This window comes from Amycolatopsis sp. NPDC104587, from assembly GCF_055583645.1.
Window position 1 is genome coordinate 177,698 of the sequence record NZ_JBVJNO010000009.1, and the last position, 17,877, is coordinate 195,574.

2 protein-coding genes are annotated in these 17,877 nt (G+C 74.9%); both read right to left on the bottom strand.

From position 1 onward, the window contains the following. Positions 1-23: 23 nt before the first annotated feature. Entirely contained in the window at positions 24-5,756 is a 5,733-nt protein-coding gene (locus ACZ61C_RS28450; protein WP_465310904.1) for an SDR family NAD(P)-dependent oxidoreductase, read from the bottom strand. Then, positions 5,753-17,761 (bottom strand): SDR family NAD(P)-dependent oxidoreductase, encoded by a 12,009-nt coding sequence (locus tag ACZ61C_RS28455; RefSeq protein WP_465310905.1) that lies wholly within the window; start codon positions 17,759-17,761, stop codon positions 5,753-5,755. The genes ACZ61C_RS28450 and ACZ61C_RS28455 overlap by 4 nt, the downstream gene beginning before the upstream one ends. Positions 17,762-17,877 lie beyond the last annotated feature (116 nt).

The following is a 17,877-nucleotide window of genomic DNA, read 5'->3' on the forward strand; positions in this document are numbered from 1 at the left end:
GGCAGTGCCGCACGAACGACGGCTCACGGCCGGGCGAACCGCGTCCGGATGGCGTCGGCGACCTGGTCGGCGTGTTTCGCCATGATGGTGAAGTGGTCGCCGTCGAGGACTTGGTTCTCGTGCGGCTGCGGCCACGCGTGGCGCCACTCGGCGTCCTCGAGCGGATCGGCGCCGGCGGGCGTCTGTGGTGGAGCGACGGCGGTGAGCATCAGCACCGGCACGGACAGCGCGGGGTCGAGGCGCCATTCCTCGTTGTGCAGCCCGATGTAGAGCGCGGACGCGGTGATCTTCTCGAACGAATAGTTCTCGCGCCGCGTCACTTCCTGGTACTGCCGCTGGAAGAACTGCTGCAGCCGCACCGGGATGTGGTCGCCGGTGTAGGTGTCGATCAGCACCACGCCGAGGGGCCGCGGGGCGCCGGCGCGCTCGATCGCGGCGGCCACGGCGTGCGCCTGGGCGCCCCCTGACGAGTAGCCGACCAGCACGTACGGCTCGTCACCGCCGGCCCGGCCGACGGCGTCGGCGAGCGTGTCGACCAGTGCGGTCCACGACGCCGCCACCGGCGCGTCCGTCGTGTACCCGGGCGGCACGATCACCGTCACGTCGGCGACGCCGGCGAAGTGCGCCGCCATGGCGCTGTAGTTCAGCACCGGCTCCCAGGTGGAGATCGACGGCAGGCAGATGAGCTTCGGCATGAGGTGTCCGCGCGCCAGTTCCGTGACGCGCACGCCGGCGGCCAATTCCTCGACCGTCGTCCCTCGTTCGCGGACCGCGGCGGCGGCCGAGGCGAGCGCGGTCGCGGCCGGGTACTGCCCGCTCTCCGCCAGCGCGGCGTAGACACCGGCGAAGTCGCGGCCGGACGACGGGGTTTCGCGCGGGTGGTCGAGCCGGGCGAGCAGGTCCTGGGCGCCCGCGCGCGGGGTGGCGTGGTCGAACACCCACGTCACCGGCAGCTGCACCCCCGTGGCCCGGCTGAGCCGGTTGCGCAGTTCCACCGCCGTCAGGGAGTCGAACCCCGCTTCGCGGTACACCTTCGTCGCGCCGAGCCCGCCGTCTTCGGTGTCCCGGCCCAGGACGACGGCCGCCTCGCGGCGGACGAGGTCGGTGAGCACCTCCAGCTTCGCCCCGGCGTCCAGGCCGGTGAGGTCCGGCGCACCCGGCTTCGGCGCGGCCGTGCGCGGTGCGAGGTCCCGCAGCAGCGGGTCGACCGTGCCCGCGCGCAGCGCCGCATGGTCGAGCAGCACGGGCACCAGGACCGGCTCGGTCGACGTCAGGGCCGCGTCCAGCAGCGCGAGGCACGTCTCTTCCGGCATCACGCGCAGTCCTGACCGGGCGGTCCACTGCGCTTCGCGAGCCGTGCGCTGCTCGTCCGCTTCCCGGTAGCTCCACAGGCCCCACGCGAGGGAAGTCGCGGGCAGACCGGCCGCGCGGCGGCGGGCGGCGAGGGCGTCCAGGGACGCGTTGGCCGCGGCGTAGGCGCCCTGGCCGGGGCTGCTCAGCACCCCCGCGGCCGACGAGAACAGCACGAACGCCCGCAGGTCGCTCTCGCGCGTGAGTTCGTCGAGGTATTCGGCGGCCTCGCTCTTCGGTCGCCGCACGGCGGTCAGCCGCTCCCGCGTGAGGTCGTCGATCAGGGCGTCGTCGAACATGCCGGCGGCGTGGACCACCGCGGTCAGCGGCCCGGCCGACGCGACCAGCTCGCGCAGCTGGTCCCGATCGGTGACGTCGCACGCGACAGTGCGCACCGACGCCCCCGCCGCCGCCAGCTCGGCGACCAGCGACGCGTTCGCGCCGGTCCGCGAAGCCAGGACCAGCCGGCGGATCCCGTGCGTGGCAACGAGGTGCTTCGCGACGGTTCCGCCCAGCACGCCGGTGCCGCCGGTGATCAGCACCGTCCCGGCCGGGTCGAGCGGGGCGGCTTCGCCGGTGTGCTCGAGCCGCTTCAGCCGGGGCGCGACGAGCGAGCCGTCCCGCACGGCCAACTGCCACTCCCCCGTGTCCAGCACGTCGGGGATCTCGTCGCCGGGGAGGTCCAAGAGCAGGAACCGGTCCGGCAGCTCGGCCTGGGCACTGCGCACCAGGCCCCACGCCGCAGCCGCGCGCGGGTCCGTCTCGGCGTCCCGCGTGACGACCACCAGCCGCGTGGGGCCCGTGCCGAACCGCTGGAGTGCGTCGAGGACGTCACCGAGGTCGCCCGCCCGCAGCACCGCCCACGGCTCGTCCGTCACCTCGCCGGCCGAGGGCAGTTCGACCGGTCCCGGCACCGGCGAAACCGGTACCCAGTCCACCACCAGGGGTTTCGGCGCGAACGACACCGGTCGTGTCACCAGTGATCCGGCCGAGAACACGGGCGCGCCCGTCTCGTCGGCGATCACGACCGCGACACCGTCCGCCGAGACGGTCAGCTTCACGCGCACCGCGGACCCGGCGGTCCCGGGCACGGCGACGTCCTTCCACGCGAAGGCGATCCCCGGCTCGCCGTCGGCGAGGAAAGCGGGATGCAGGGCCGCGTCCAGCAGGGCGGGGTGGATCGCGAACCCGCCCGGCTCGGCCTCGATCGCGACCTCGGCGTAGAAGCACCCGTCCGCCCGCCACGCCGCGCGCAGCCCCTGGAACGCCGGGCCGTAGTCGTACCCCAGATCGGCGAGCTTCGCGTAGAAGTCCTGCAGCCCCACCGGTTCCGCACCGGCCGGTGGCCACGGCCCCGGCGGTTCCGGGACGTCCGCTTCGGCGCCGAGTGTGCCGGTGGCGTGCCGGGTCCACTCCGGACCGAGGCGGGAGTGGATCTCGAAGGCGCGGCCGCTCACCGCGACCTGCACCGCCACCTTCTCCGCGCCCAGCACCAGCGGCGTCTCCATCACCAGCTCGCGCACGACCGGCTGGTCCACGCGGCGGCCGGCCTGCACCGCCAGTTCGACGAACAGCGATCCAGGCGCCAGCACGGTGCCCGAAACCGCGTGTTCGGACAGCCACGGCTGCGTCTCCCGGGACAGCTCACCGGTCAGCACCAGGCCGCCGGACGGGCTCGCGACGGCCGCGCCGAGCACCGGGTGCCGCACGCCTTCCAGACCCAGCCGCGTGGGGTCGCCGTGGGTCTCGGGGCGCAGCCAGAAGTGCCGGTGCTCGAAGACCGTGGTCGGCACCGGGACCGGCCGGACCTCGGGCAGCACCGACGTCCAGTCGACGTCGGCGCCGTGGGCGAACAGCTCCGCCAGGGTCCGGGCCAGCCGGTCCGGGCCGCCGTCGTCGCGGCGCAGCACCCCGGTGACCGCCGCATCCGGCAACGTCCCGGAGATCGACGAAGCCAGCACCGGGTGGGTGCTCACCTCGACGAACAGCCCGAACCCGGCCAGCTCGGCGACGGCGTCGGCGAAGCGCACCCGGTGGACCAGGTTGCGTCCCCAGTACCCGGCGCCGGGTGGCTCCCGCACCCAGTCGGCGTCCACAGTGGACATCCAGGGGACGGTCGGCACGCGGCCGCGGACGTCGGCCAGCAGCTCCACCACCCGGTCCGCGATCGGTTGCGCGTGGCGCGTGTGCGAGGCGAACGAAGACGCCACCGCGCGCACCCGCACCCCGCGCTCGCGGTAGTGCTGTTCGACCTCGGCGATCGCGTCGTGGCTCCCGGCCAGCACCACCGAGTCCGGGCCGTTGACCGCGGCGATCTCGATCCCGTCCGGGACGTCCACCTGCTCCACCGGCAGGCCGACGGTCACCAGTCCCCCGCCGCGGCCCAGTTCGGCGCCCGCCGCCGCCCGCAGCGACACGACCTTCGCCGCGTCCTCCAGCGTCAGCGCGCCCGAGACGCACGCCGCCGCGATCTCCCCCTGTGAGTGTCCGACCACCGCGTCCGGCCGCACCCCGCAGGACTCCAGCAGCGCGGCGAGGGACACCATCACGGCGAAGGTGACCGGCTGCAGCACCTCGACCCGGTCCAGCGACCCCGCGCCCAGCACCACGTCCCGCAGCGACCAGTCCACCCAGGGCGCCAGCGCACGCTCGCACTCCGCCATCCGGGCCGCGAACACCGGCTGGGCGCGCCACAGGTCCCGGCCCATGCCGACCCACTGCGCGCCCTGGCCGGGGAACACGAACACCGTCTTCGGCTCCTCGGCCGCCTCGCCGGTGACGACCCCGGCCGAGGTCCGGCCCGCGGCGAGGTCCCGCAGCCCGGCGACGGGGTCCGCGCCGAGCACGACGGCGCGGTGCTCCCAGCGCGCCCGGCCGGTCACCAGCGCCCGGGCGACGCCCGCCCGCTCCGCCCGGGTCGTCGTCAGGTGCTCGACCAGCTTCGCGGCCTGGGCGGCCAGCGCCGTGGCGGACCGCGCCGAGACGACGAGCGGCCAAGCCCCAGGTGCCTCAGCGGGCAGTTCCTCGGTCCCGGCTGGAGCTTCTTCGAGGATGACGTGCGCGTTCGTCCCGGCGACGCCAAAGGAGGACACCGCGGCCCGCCGCGGGTGCCCGTCGGGCTTCCAGGCGACCGGCTCGGTCAGCAGCTCGACCTCGCCGCGCGACCAGTCGACCTGGTCGGTGGGCCGTTCGACGTTGAGCGTGCGCGGCAGCAGCTCGTGCCGCATGGACAGGACCATCTTGATCACCCCGACCACCCCGGCCGCCGCCTGGGTGTGGCCGAGGTTGGACTTGACCGACCCGAGCAGCAGCGGCCGGCCGCGGCGCTGCTGCCCGTAGGTCGCCAGCAGCGCCTGCGCTTCGATCGGGTCGCCGAGCACGGTCCCGGTGCCGTGCGCCTCCACGGCGTCCACTTCGGACGGCTGGACGCCGGCGTCGGCGAGCGCTTGCCGGATCACCTGCTGCTGCGCCGGGCCGTTGGGCGCGGTCAGCCCGTTGGACGCGCCGTCGGAGTTGACCGCGGAACCGCGCAGCACCGCCAGGATCGGCTTTCCGGCGCGCTGCGCGTCGGAAAGCCGTTGCAGCACCAGGACTCCGGCCCCTTCGGACCAGCCGGTGCCGTCGGCGTCGGCGGAAAACGACTTGCACAGCCCGTCGGAGGCGAGGCCGCCCTGCTTGGAGATCTCGGTGAACACACCAGGCGTGGCCATCACCGTGACCCCGCCGGCCAGCGCGGTCGAACACTCGCCGGCTCGCAGGGCGCGCTGGGCGAGGTGCAGCGACACCAGGGACGAGGAACACGCCGTGTCGACCGTGAGCGACGGCCCTTGTGCCCCCAGCACGTACGAGACGCGGCCGGACAGCGCCGCCGGAGCAGTGCCGGTGAGCAGGAACCCTTCCGACTCGCCTTCGGCACCGATCCCGTAGGACTGCATGGAAGCGCCGATGAAGACGCCGAGATCGCTGCCCCGCAACGAGGTCGGGTCGATCCCCGCTCGTTCCAGGGCCTCCCAGGCGGTTTCCAGCACCAGCCGCTGCTGGGGGTCCATGGCCAGCGCTTCGCGGGGCGAGATGCCGAAGAAGTCCGCGTCGAACGCGCCCGCGTCGTGCAGGAACGATCCGCGCCGGGTCACCGACTTGCCGGTGCCGAACAGCGCGTCCAGATCCCAGCCGCGGTCGGCGGGGAACTCGCCGACGGAGTCGCGGCCGTGCGCGAGCAGGTCCCAGAACTGCCCGGGCTCGGCGATGCCGCCGGGCAGCCGCAGGCCGATCCCGACGATCGCGACGGCCTCGCCGCGCTCGGCCTCCAGCTGCGCCACGCGGTCCCGGGCCCGGCGCAGCTCGACGGTCATCCGCTTGAAGTACTCGACGCTCTTGTCGTCCACACCGGCCTCCACCGCCGTCACCCGAGTTCCTGGTCGAGGAATTCGAAGAGGTTGTCCTTGGTGACCTCGTCGAGGTCGCCGTTGCGCGCCGGTTCCGCCACCGGGAGCGCGTCGAGCAGTTCTCGCAGGCGCGCGGCCACGACGGCCACCGCGGGATCGGCCGCGTCGAGCGCGCCGAGCTCCGCGCCGAGCCGGTCGAGCCGGGCCGGCCAGGCGGGTTCGGTGGCGGGCTCGGCCAGCTGGTCGTGCAGGTGCCCGGCCAGCGCCGTGGCGTTCGGGTGGTCGAAGACCACCGTCGCGGGCAGAGCCGCGCCGGTGGCCGCGCCGAGCCGGTTGCGCAGTTCGACCGCGGTCAGCGAGTCGAACCCGGCGTCGCGGAAGGACCGGGTCCGGCCGATTTCCCCGCCGAGCACGGCGGCGGCCTCCGTGCGGACGAGGTCGAGCAGGCGCGCCCGCCGTTCCGGCTCGGCCAGCCCGGTCAGGTCGAGCCGGGACCGCTTCGGCGCGGGCGCGACGCCCGCGAACGCGGAGAGCACGGCAGGCAGGTCTCCCGCTCGTGCGCGGAGGGCGGGCTTGTCCAGCCGGATGGGCACGAGGTCCGCTCTCGGCGCGGTCAGTGCGGCGTCGAGCAGGCGCATGGCTCGGTCCGGGGCCAGCGCACGGACTCCCGAACGGCTCATCCGGTCGGCGTCGACCTCGGTCAGCCGGGCCGCCATGCCGGTGTCCCACGCGCCCCAGGCCAGTGAGACGGCCGGATGCCCGGCGGCGCGCCGCCGGGCCGCGAGGGCGTCCAAGGCCGCGTTCGCGGCGGCGTAGTTGCCCTGCCCGGCGCCGCCGAGCACCCCGGCGGCCGAGGAGAACAGCACGAACGCGGCCAGGGCCCGGTCGCGGGTCAGCTCGTCGAGGTGCAGCGCGGCGTCCAGCTTCGGCCGGAGCACCCGGTCCACCGAGTCGGCGTCCATTGTGGACACCGTCGTGTCGGCGACCACGCCCGCCGCGTGCACCACGGCGGTCAGCGGCGCCGGGACGGCGTCGAGCAGGGCACGCACCTGGTCCCGGTCCGCGACGTCGCAGGCGAGCAGCATCACCTCCGCGCCGAGGGCCTCGAGCCGCTCGCGCAGTTCGGTCGCCTCCGGAGCCGTGCGTGCGGCCAGCACGACGCTGCGCACGCCGTACGTGGTGACGAAGTGTTCCGCCACGACGCCGCCCAGCGCGCCGGTACCGCCGGTGATCAGCACCGATCCGGCCGGGTCCGGCCGCCGGGGCAAGGTGAGGACGTTCTTGCCGACGTGCCGGGCCTGGGACATCGCCCGGAAGGCGTCGACGGCGTGGCCGACGTCCCACCGGGTGATCGGCGGCAGCACCAGCGCACCGTCGGCGAACAGCCCGAGCAGCGTCGTCAGCATCTCCCCGATCCGGTCCGGTCCGGCTTCGTTCAGATCGAACGCCTGGTAGCCGGGGATGCCGGTGCGGACGTCGGTCTTGCCCATCTCCAGGAACCGCCCACCGGGGCGCAGCAGCCGCAGCGACGCGTCGACGGCCTCCCCGGTCAGCGCGTTGAGCACCACGTCGACCGGCGGGAACCGCCGCTCGAACCCGGTGGTCCGCGAGTCGGCGATGTGGTCGTCGGCGAGGCCGCTCTCGCGGAGCAGCGCGTGTTTGGGTGTGCTCGCCGTGGCGAACACCTCGGCACCGAGGTGCCGGGCGAGCTGCACGGCGGCAGTGCCGACCCCGCCGGTCGCCGCGTGCACCAGCACCTTCGTGCCGGTACCGAGACCGCCGAGGTCCACGAGCCCGTAGTAGGCGGTCAGGTAGGCCACCGGCACCGCCGCGGCCTGCTCGAACGTCCATTCCGCGGGGATCGGCGCGACCAGGCGCGCGTCGGTGGTCGAGACCGGGCCGAAGCTGCGCGGGAAGAGCCCGAAAACCCGTTGTCCCGGCACGAAGTCCACGTCCGGGCCGACCTCGGTGACGACGCCGGCCGCCTCGCTGCCGAGCACCGGCTCGCCGGGATAGAGGCCGAGCGTCATCAGCACATCACGGAAGTTCACGCCCGCGGCCCGCACCTCGATGCGGACCTCCCCCGCCGCCGGCGGGCGGTCCGGGCTGCGGCGCGCGGCCACCCCGTCGACAGTCCCGGACCCGGTGACCTCCAACGCCCACGCGCCGACGCCGTCGAACGCGGCCAGCCGCGGCACCCACACCCCGCCCTCGCGCACGGCGACCTGCGGTTCCCCGGCCGCGACGGCCAAGGGCAACTCCGCCGGGTCGCCGAGTTCGGCGAGGAGGTAGCGACCGGGGTCTTCGGTCTGCGCGCTGCGGACGAGACCCCAGACCGCGGCCGCGACGGGGTCTTCCCGCGCCGGGCCGGTGACCACCGCCAGGTTCCGGCCCTGCTCCTCGGCCTCGGCGATGTCCGCCAGCACCGCCGCGACGGCCTGCCGGACGTCCGGCGCCTCGACCCGGTGCACGAGCCACCCGTCGGTCGCGGCCTCCGTGGCGGCCAGCAGCCGCACCCAGTCGAGTGCGTACAGGTCGTCCACGCGGGAGCCGGGTGCGGCCGGGCGGCTGAGCAGCGAGTCCAGCGTCAGCACCGGATCGCCGTGTGAGTCGAACATCGCGAGCGCGGCCCCGCCGCCAGCGGGGGTGAGCCGGACCCGGACCGCGGTGACGTCGCGGGCGTGCAGTTTGACGCCGGTCCAGGCGAACGGCAGCCGCGGGTCGCCCGCGTCCAGCGCGCCGACGTGCAGCGCGGCGTCGAGCAGCGCCGGGTGGAGACCGAACCCGGCCGGGTCGAGCGAGTCCGGCAGGGTGACCTCGGCGTACAGCGTGGCGCCCTGCCGCCACGCGGCGCGCACCCCTCGGAAAGCCGGTCCGTAGCCGTAGCCCTGGTCCGCCAGCCGCTCGTAGAAGTCGGTGACGTCCACGGTTTCGGCGTCAGGCGGCCACTCGGTGAGCCGGTCCGGGGCGGCGGTCGCGGGGGCGAGCGTGCCGCTCGCGTGGCGGGTCCACCGGTCCCCGGTCCGGGCGTGGACGGCCACCGGGCGCCGACCATCCTCGGCCGCTCCGACGATCACCTGGACCGTCGCGGTTTCCCGGGGTTCGAGCACCAGCGCCGACTCGACGACGAGCTCGGCGACCGCCGGGCAGCCCACCCGGGCGCCCGCCTGCAGCGCGAGGTCGACCAGCACGGCACCGGGCAGCAGCGCCGTCCCGGAGATGACGTGCCCGGCGAGCCACGGCTGGGCCGCGAGCGAAACACGGCCGGTCAGCACGATCCCGCCGGTTTCGGGGTTGTCCACGGCCGCACCGAGAATCGGGTGCCGCACGTGGTCCACCCCGAGCCCGGCCGCGTCGCCGGCGCCGGGCGGCAGCCAGTACCGCTGGTGCTCGAAGGTGGTCGTCGGCATCGGTGCCTTCGGTCCGGCCGGGAGCACGGCGGCCCAGTCGACGTCGGCTCCGCGCGTGAACACCGTGCCCGCGGCGGCGAGCGCGGATTCGGCCTCCGGGCGGTCCCGGCGGGTCACGGCGACGGCGGCCGGGCCGTCGGCGAGACCCGCCATCAGGCCGGTCAGGGTGCCGCCGGGACCGAGCTCCAGCACGGTGCGCACCGGCAACGCGGCCACGGCGTCGGCGAACCGGACCGTCCGGCGCACCTGGGCGGTCCAGTAGTCCGGCGAGCAGGCTTCGTCGTCGGACAACGGTTTCCCGGTCACCGAAGAGATCAGCGGCACGGTGGGCGGGCGGAAGTCCAGTGCCGCGGCGACCGCGCGGAACTCGGCCAGCATCGGTTCCATGAGCACCGAGTGGAACGCGTGGCCGGTGGCGAGGTCCCGGCACCGGTGGCCGGCTTCGGTGAGCGTGCCGACGGCCTCGGCGATCCGGTCGCCGTCGCCGGAGAGCACCACGGAGGCCGGTCCGTTGACGGCCGCCAGATCGAGGTCACCGCACAGGGCGCGGACCTCGGCCTCCCCGGCGGCGACCGCGACCATCCGGCCCTCGCCAGGCAGGTCTTGCATCAGCCGGCCACGCGCGGCGACCAGCTTCGCCGCGTCCGGCAGGGTCAGCACCCCGGCGACGTGGGCGGCGCTCAGCTCGCCGATGGAGTGGCCCAGCAGCACCGACGGCCGGATGTCCCACGCCGCCAGCAACTCCGCCATCGCCACTTCCACCGCGAACAGCGCCGGTTGGGTGTGCACCGTGGCGTCCAGGTCGCCGCCTTCGAAGACGATCTCACGCAGCGGCAAGGCGAACTCGGCGCACACGGCGTCGAACGCGTCGCGGAACACGGGGAACGCTTCGTAAAGCTCTCGGCCCATCCCCGGCCGCTGCGCGCCCTGCCCGGCGAAGGCGAACGCCACTGCGCCGTCGCCCGCCGGGACGGACGCGGGCAGTGACCGCAGGGCCTCGGCGGCCTGTGCGGGATCCTCGGCGACGACGACCGCCCGGTGTTCCCAGTGCGCCCGCGCGGCGAGGGTCCGGGCGACGGCGGGCAGGTCGGCGTGCAGGTGCGCGGCGATCCGCTCGGCCTGCGCGGCGAGCCCGGTTTCGGTGCGGGCCGAGATCACGAGCGGCACCGGGCCGGTCGCCGTCTCGGCCTCGGGTTCCCGCCGCGGGCCTTCTTCGATGATCACGTGCGCGTTGGTGCCGGAGACGCCGAACGAGGAGATTCCCGCGCGTCGCGGGCGTTCGCCGCGCGGCCAGGCGACGGGTTCGGTCAGCAGCGCCACCGCCCCCGCGGTCCAGTCGACCTTGGCGCTCGGGGTGGCGGCGTGCAGGGTGCGCGGCAGCAGGCCTTCGCGCAACGCCAGCACCATCTTGATCACGCCGGTGACCCCGGCCGCGGCCTGCGTGTGGCCGAGGTTCGACTTCACCGAGCCGAGGTGCACGGGTTCGGATCGGTCCTGGCCGTAGACCGCCATGACCGCCTGCGCCTCGATCGGATCACCGAGTACCGTGCCGGTGCCGTGTGCCTCGACGGCGTCCACTTCGGACGGTGTCAGTCCGGCGTTCGCCAGTGCCTGCCGGAGGACCTTCTCCTGCGCGGGCCCGTTCGGTGCGGTGAGCCCGTTCGACGCGCCGTCCTGGTTCACCGCGCTTCCCCGCAGCACGGCCAGGATCTCGCGGCCTTCACGCCGGGCGTCGGACAGCCGTTGCAGCGCCAGGACGCCGACGCCTTCGGCCCAGCCGGTGCCGTCGGCGTCGGCGGAGAACGAGCGGCAGCGCCCGTCCGGGGACAGGCCGCGCTGGCGGGCGAACTCGACAAACCCGCCCGGGGTGCCCATCACCGTGGCGCCGCCGGCCAGCGCCATCGAGCACTCCCCCGATCGCAGCGACTGCGCGGCCAGGTGCAGCGCCACGAGCGACGACGAGCACGCGGTGTCGATCGAGACCGCCGGGCCCTGCGCCCCGAGCACGTACGCCACACGACCGGCCGCGACGCTGGCCGCGGTGCCGGTGCCGAGCAGGCCTTCGAGGTGTTCGGCGCGCGTCCCGCTCGCGTAGTCGTGGTACATCAGGCCGGTGAAGACCCCGATTTCCTTGCCGCGCAACGATGTCGGGTCGACGCCCGCGTGTTCCAGGGCCTCCCACGAGGTTTCCAGCAGCAACCGCTGCTGCGGATCCATCGCGAGCGCCTCGCGCGGGCTGATCCCGAAGAAGCCCGCGTCGAAGTCGCCCGCGCCGTCGAGGAAGCCGCCGTGGCGGGTGTAGGTCGTCCCGGGGGTGGCGGGGTCCGGGTCGTAGAGCGCGGCCAGGTCCCAGCCGCGGTCGGCCGGGAAGCCGCCGATGGCGTCGCCGCCGCTGGAAAGGAGGTCCCAGAACTCGCCGGGCTCGGTGATGCCACCGGGCAGGCGCAGGCCGAGGCCGACGATCGCGATCGGCTCGGTGGTCGCCACCGGCACCGCTGCTGCAGAGACCGCCGTGGTGCCCGCCAGACGTTCGCGCAGGTGCTCGGCCAGTGCGGTCGCGCTGGGGTGGTCGAACACGGTGGTCGCGGGGAGCCGGAGCTTGGTCGCCGCGGCGAGCCGGTTGCGCAGCTCGACCGCGGTCAGCGAGTCGAAGCCGAGGTCGCGGAAGGCCGTCGACGGCGGCACCGGCTCCGAACCCAGCACCGCGCCCGCTTCACGGCGCACGAGCGCCAGCAGGTCACGCTCGGGGGCCGCCGTGCGCCGGGACGGCCCGGCGAGCGCGCGCAGCACCGGCGGGATCCGGTCGCCCTGCTCGCGCAGCTTCGGCAGGTCGAACACGACCGGCACCAGCAGCGGACGCGGCGAGCGCAGAGCCGCGTCGAACATCCGCAGTCCCTGCGCGGGGGCGATGCCGGACAGCCCGGCCCGGGTCATCCTTCCCTTGTCCGCGCCGCTCAGGTGCCCGGTCATGCCGGACGGCGGTGTCCAGAAGCCCCAGGCCAGCGACCAGGACGGCAGCCCGGCCGCCCGCCGCTTCGCCACCACGGCGTCGGCGTAGGCGTTGGCGGCGGCGTAGTTGGCCTGTCCCGCGGACCCGAGCACGCCGGCCGCGGACGAGAACACGATGAACGCGTCGAGATCGCGGCTCAGCTCGTCGAGGTGGTCGAGGGCGTCGGCCTTCGGACGCAACACCGCGTCGAAGCCGGTCAAGGTGGCCAGCAGCCCGTCGTCGAGAGCGCCCGCCGCGTGGATCACGACCTTCGGGGCCAGGTCGAGAAGCTTCCGGACCTGCTCGCGGTCGGAGACGTCGCAGGTTTCGAAGCGGACGTCGGCCGCCCGCAGGCGTTCGGCCAGGCCGGCGTCGTAGCCGGACCGGGACGCGAGCACGAGGTTCCGCACGCCGTGTTCGGCGACGAGGTGTTCCGCGACGAGACCGCCGAGCGTCCCGGTGCCCCCGGTGATCAGCACCAGGCCGTCGGGGTCCCAGGCGAAGGGGTCACCCTCGTCGCGGGCTCGCGTCAGCCGAGGGACGCGCGGGCGGCCGTGCTCGATCAGGAGCTGGGTCTCCCCGGCGTCGAGCGCCGCGGCGACCAGGGCGGGCAGCTCCGGGGCGTCGTTCGCCAGCAGGAACCGGCCGGGGTGCTCGGCCTGGGCGCTGCGGACCAGGCCCCACACCGCCGCGGCGACGGGCTCGTCGGGCGGCTGGGACGTGGCGACGACGAGCTGCTCTTCGGCCCGCAGCAGCTCCAGCACCTCGTCGAGGACCAGGCGCAATGGCCGGTCGGTGGCGACGCGGCGGATCGGCCAGGAGGCCGTGGACGCGGTCGTGAGCGGTGCCTCGACCCAGTCGAGGCCGTAGAGCGGGTCGGTCGCGACCGGGCGGGTGACCAGCTCGCCGAGCGTGAGCACCGGGGCGCCCGCCGGGTCCTGCAGGGCAAGCGCGATCCCGTGCGGGGTCGGCGTCAGCCGGGCGTGGACGGTGGTCGCGCCGGTTTCGTGCACGGCCAGCCGGTTCCAGGCGAACGGCAGGCGCACGCCGTCCGCGCCGCCGAGCGCGGCGGCGTGCAGGGAGGCGTCGAGCAGCGCGGGGTGCACGGCGTACCCGGCGGGTGCCTCCGGCAGGGTCACCTCGGCGAAGATCTCCTCGCCGTGGCGCCAAACCCTTCGCACTCCCTGGAAAACCGAATCGTAGTCGTAGCCGAGGGAGGCGAGTTCGGCGTAGAACTCACCGACGTCGACGGGGTCGCCGGCCGGGGTGAAGGGGGTCGGTTCGGCGGCCGCGCCCAGGGTGCCCGTGGCGTGTCGCGCCCAGTCGCCGTCCTCGGTCCGCGCGTGGATGCTCAGCTCGCGGCCGTTGGTCACCAGCTGGATGCGGCGGGGGCGCGCGTCGAGCGCGATCGGGGCCTCGATGACCAGTTCCTCGAGACCGGGGTGCCCGGCGAGCACGCCGGCCTGCAGGGCCAGTTCGGCCAGCACCGCGCCGGGCACGAGGACTTCCCCGGCCACGATGTGGTCGGCCAGCCAAGGGTGCAGCGTGGTCGACAGCCGGCCGGTGAGCACCAGCCCGCCGGTCGCCGGGTTGTCGACGACGCCGTCGAGGATCGGGTGCGCGAGCGGCGAGCCGGTGGCGGCCGGGCGCGGGAGCAGCCAGTAGTGACGCCGCTCGAACACCGTGGTGGGCACGGCCACCGGAGGCACGTCGGGCACCACGGTGGTCCAGTCGACGTCGGCGCCGTGGGCGAAGGCTTCGCCGAGTGAGCGGAGGAACCGGGTGCGGCCGCCGTCGTCGCGGCGTAGCGAACCCACCGCGGCCGCGCCGGGCAGCGTGTCGAGCACCGCGGCGGTGAGGATCGGGTGCGGGCTGCACTCGACGAACAGACCGAATCCGCCGAGTTCGGCGACGGCCGCCGAGAACCGCACCGGTTCACGCAGGTTCCGCACCCAGTAACCGGCATCCACCGCACCGGCCCACTCGACGTCCACAGTGGACATCCACGGAATCTCGGGCGTGACGGTCTCCACCGCGCCGAGGCGCGACCGGATCTCGTCGGCCACCGCGTCCACCTGGGCGGTGTGGGAGGCGTAGTCGACGTCGATCCGGCGCACCCGGATCTCTTCCCGCCGGTAGCGTTCCTCCAGTTCCGTCAACAGATCGCGTTCACCGGCGAGCACCACCGAACGCGGCCCGTTCACCGCGGCGATTTCGACACCCTCGGGGACTTCGCCCGGGGAAATCGCCACGGACAGCATGCCGCCGCGGCCGGCCAGCCCGGTGGCGATCACCTGGCTGCGCCGGGCGACCACCTTCGCGGCGTCCGCCAGCGACAGCGCACCGGCCACGCACGCCGCCGCGATCTCCCCCTGCGAATGCCCGAGCACCGCGTCCGGCTTGAGCCCATACGACTGCCACAACGCGGCCAGCGACACCATCACCGCCCACGAAACCGGCTGCACGACGTCCACCCGGTCCAGCGGCCCGCAGAAGACGACGTCGCGCAGCGACCAGTCCACGAAGGGCGCCAGCGCGCGCTCGCACTCGGCCATCCGCGCGGCGAAGACCGGCTCGGACTCCCACAGTTCGCGGCCCATGCCGGGCCACTGGGCGCCCTGGCCCGGGAACACCAGCACCGTCCGGCCGGACCCGGCCGTCACGGGGGTCGCCGCCCGCAGCGCGGCCGCAGCGTCCACGGCGGACTCCGCGACCACGACCGCCCGGTGGTTCCACACCGAACGGCCGGTCACCTGCGCGCGAGCCGTCCGGACCAGCGACGCGCCGGTCTCCAGGTGCTCGGCCAGCTTCGCCGTCTGCGCGGCCAAACCGGACTCCGTCCGCGCCGAGACGACCAGCGGAACCGGCCCGGCGACAGGCGGTTCCGCGACCGGCTCGGTCCGCGGTCCTTCCTCCAGGACGACGTGCGCGTTCGTCCCGGACATGCCGAACGACGACACCCCGGCCCGGCGCGGACGGCCCGTCCCCGGCCAGCCGGTCCGCTCGGTCACCAGCCGGACCCCTCCGCTCGACCAGTCGACCTGGCCGGTCGGGCGCTCGGCGTGCAGGGTTCGCGGCAGCTCGCCGTGCCGCATCGCCAGGACCATCTTGATCACCCCGATCACCCCGGCCGAGGCCTGGGTGTGGCCGAGGTTCGACTTCACCGAGCCGAGCCACAACGGCGTCTCGCGGCCCTGGCCGTAGGTCGCCAGCACCGCCTGCGCCTCGATCGGGTCCCCCAGCACCGTGCCGGTGCCGTGCGCCTCCACGGCATCCACTTCGGACGGTTCCAGCCGCGCGTTGGCCAACGCCTGGCGGATCACCTTCTCCTGCGCCGGACCGTTGGGCGCGGTCAGCCCGTTGGACGCGCCGTCCTGGTTGACGGCGCTGCCGCGCAGGACCGCCAGGATCTCCCGGCCGTCGCGCTCCGCTTCGGAAAGCCGTTGCAGCACCACGACTCCCACGCCTTCGGCCCAGCCGGTGCCGTCGGCGTCGGCGGAGAAGGGCTTGCACCGGCCGTCCGCGGCCAGGCCGCCCTGCCGGGCGAACTCGACGAACCCGGTCGGCGTGGCCATCACGGTGGTCCCGCCCGCGAGGGCCGTCGAGCACTCTCCCGACCGCAGCGACTGTGCGGCAAGATGCAGCGCGACCAGCGACGACGAGCACGCCGTATCCACGGTGACCGCCGGGCCCTGCGTCCCCAGGACGTAGGACAGCCGTCCGGAAAGGACACTCGACGAGACGCCGGTCAGCAGGAAGCCGGCCGAGTCCGGTGAGGACATTCCGTAGGCCTGCGTCGCCGCGCCGACGAAGACACCGAGTTCGCTGCCGCGCACCGACTTGGGTGCGATCCCGGCGCGTTCCAGCGCCTCCCACGACGTCTCCAGCAGCAACCGCTGCTGCGGGTCCATGGCCAGGGCCTCGCGCGGGCTGATGCCGAAGAACCCGGCGTCGAACAACCCCGCGTCGCTCAGGAAGCCGCCGCGGGTGCCGGCCGCGTCGAACTCCGGGTCGAGGTCCCAGCCGCGGTCGTCCGGCGCCGCGCCGATCACGTCCCGGCCTTCGGCGAGCAGGTCCCAGAACTCCTCCGGCGTCTCGACGCCGCCCGGTAGCCGCACGCCCAGGCCGACGATCGCGATCGGTTCGTCGGCGGCGGCGCGCTGCTCGGCCGGTTCGGACACGGGGGCCGCGCCGCTCAGCTCGGCGTGCAGGAACGCGCCGAGCCGGTGGGCGTCGGGGTGGTCGAACGCGACGGTGGCCGGCAGCCGGATCCCGGTCGCCGCGCTGAGCCGGTCGCGCAGTTCCACGGACGTCAGCGAGTCGAACCCGGCGTCCCGGAACGCCTGCTCCCCGTCGATCGGCCCGGCGAGCGCGAGCACCGCGGCGGCCTCGGCCCGCACCAGCTCGACGAGCTCGGCCGCCGAACGGTGTGCCACCGGCGCCGCGGTGGTGTTCTCTTCCGCCGGTTCGACGACCCGCGACAGCAGCGGGCTCGGTCGCGCGGCGGTGAACAGCGCGCCGAAGCGTGGCCAGTCGATCCGGGCCACGACGGCCGCCGTCCGGCCGCTGCCGACGACCTCGGCCAGCGCGCGCACGGCGGATTCCGGCTTCATCGTGAGCACGGCACGGCGGCGCAGCTCGGCCTCGCCGTCGGCCGCCATGCCTGTGCCACCCCAGGCGCCCCAGGCGATCGCGGTCGCGGTGAGGCCTCGGGCGCGGCGGTTGCCGGCCACGGCGTCGAGCACGGCGTTCGCCGCGGCGTACGCGCTTTGCCCGGCGGCTCCCCACACCCCGGCGATGGAGGAGAACAGCACAAACGCGTCCAGCGGCCGGTCGTCCAGCAGCTCGTCGAGTACAACCGCGCCGCCGACCTTCGCGGCCAGCACGTCGTCGTAGTGGGCCCGGTCGAACTCGTCGATCCGGTGCAACCCGCCAGGCACCCCGGCGGCGTGCACCACGGCGTCGGGCGCGTACAGCGCCAGCACCTCGGCGACCCCGTCCCGATCGGTGATGTCGCAGGCCACCGGGATGATCCGCGGGTCGTCACTGGCACCGCCGCCGCGGCTGAGCAGCACCACGCGCTCGGCCCCGGCGGTCAGCGCCCACGCGGCGACGTGCCCGCCGAGCGCGCCGGTGCCGCCGGTGATCAGGACCGTGCCTCGCGGCGTCCACCGGGCCGAGCCGCCCGGCAGCGGGACGAGCCGCCGTCCGAACGTCCCGTCGGCGCGGATCGCCACCTGGTCCTCGTCGCCGCCGAGCACGCCGAGCAGGGCGTCCACCGGGGTTCCGGGCGGCAGGTCGATCAGGCCGCCCCACTGGTGCGGCCGCTCCAGGGCCGCGACGCGGCCGAAGCCCCACAGTTCCGAGGCGGCGAGGTCCACGGCTTCCGTCGCGTCGACCGCGACGGCACCGCGGGTCGCCACCCAGACGCGGGCGTCCGGGTACGCGTACAGCGTCGCCACCAGGTCGTCCACGGACGGCGACACGCACAGCACACCGTCCGGGACACTCTCGGTGCCCAGGGCCGCCGCGAGGTCGTCGTCGCCGAGCACGAGCCATCGCCCAGCGGGCGGCTGGGAGCGGTCCGGCAGGCGCTGCCAGGTGACCTCGTACCGCCACGGGTCCACAGTGGACCGAGGGTCGGGGGCGAGGCAGTGGTGGGGGGGGGGGGGGGGGGGGGGGTTGGGGTGGGGGGAGGGGGGAGGGGGGGGGGGGGGGTGCTCTCCTCCGCCTGTGCCTCGCG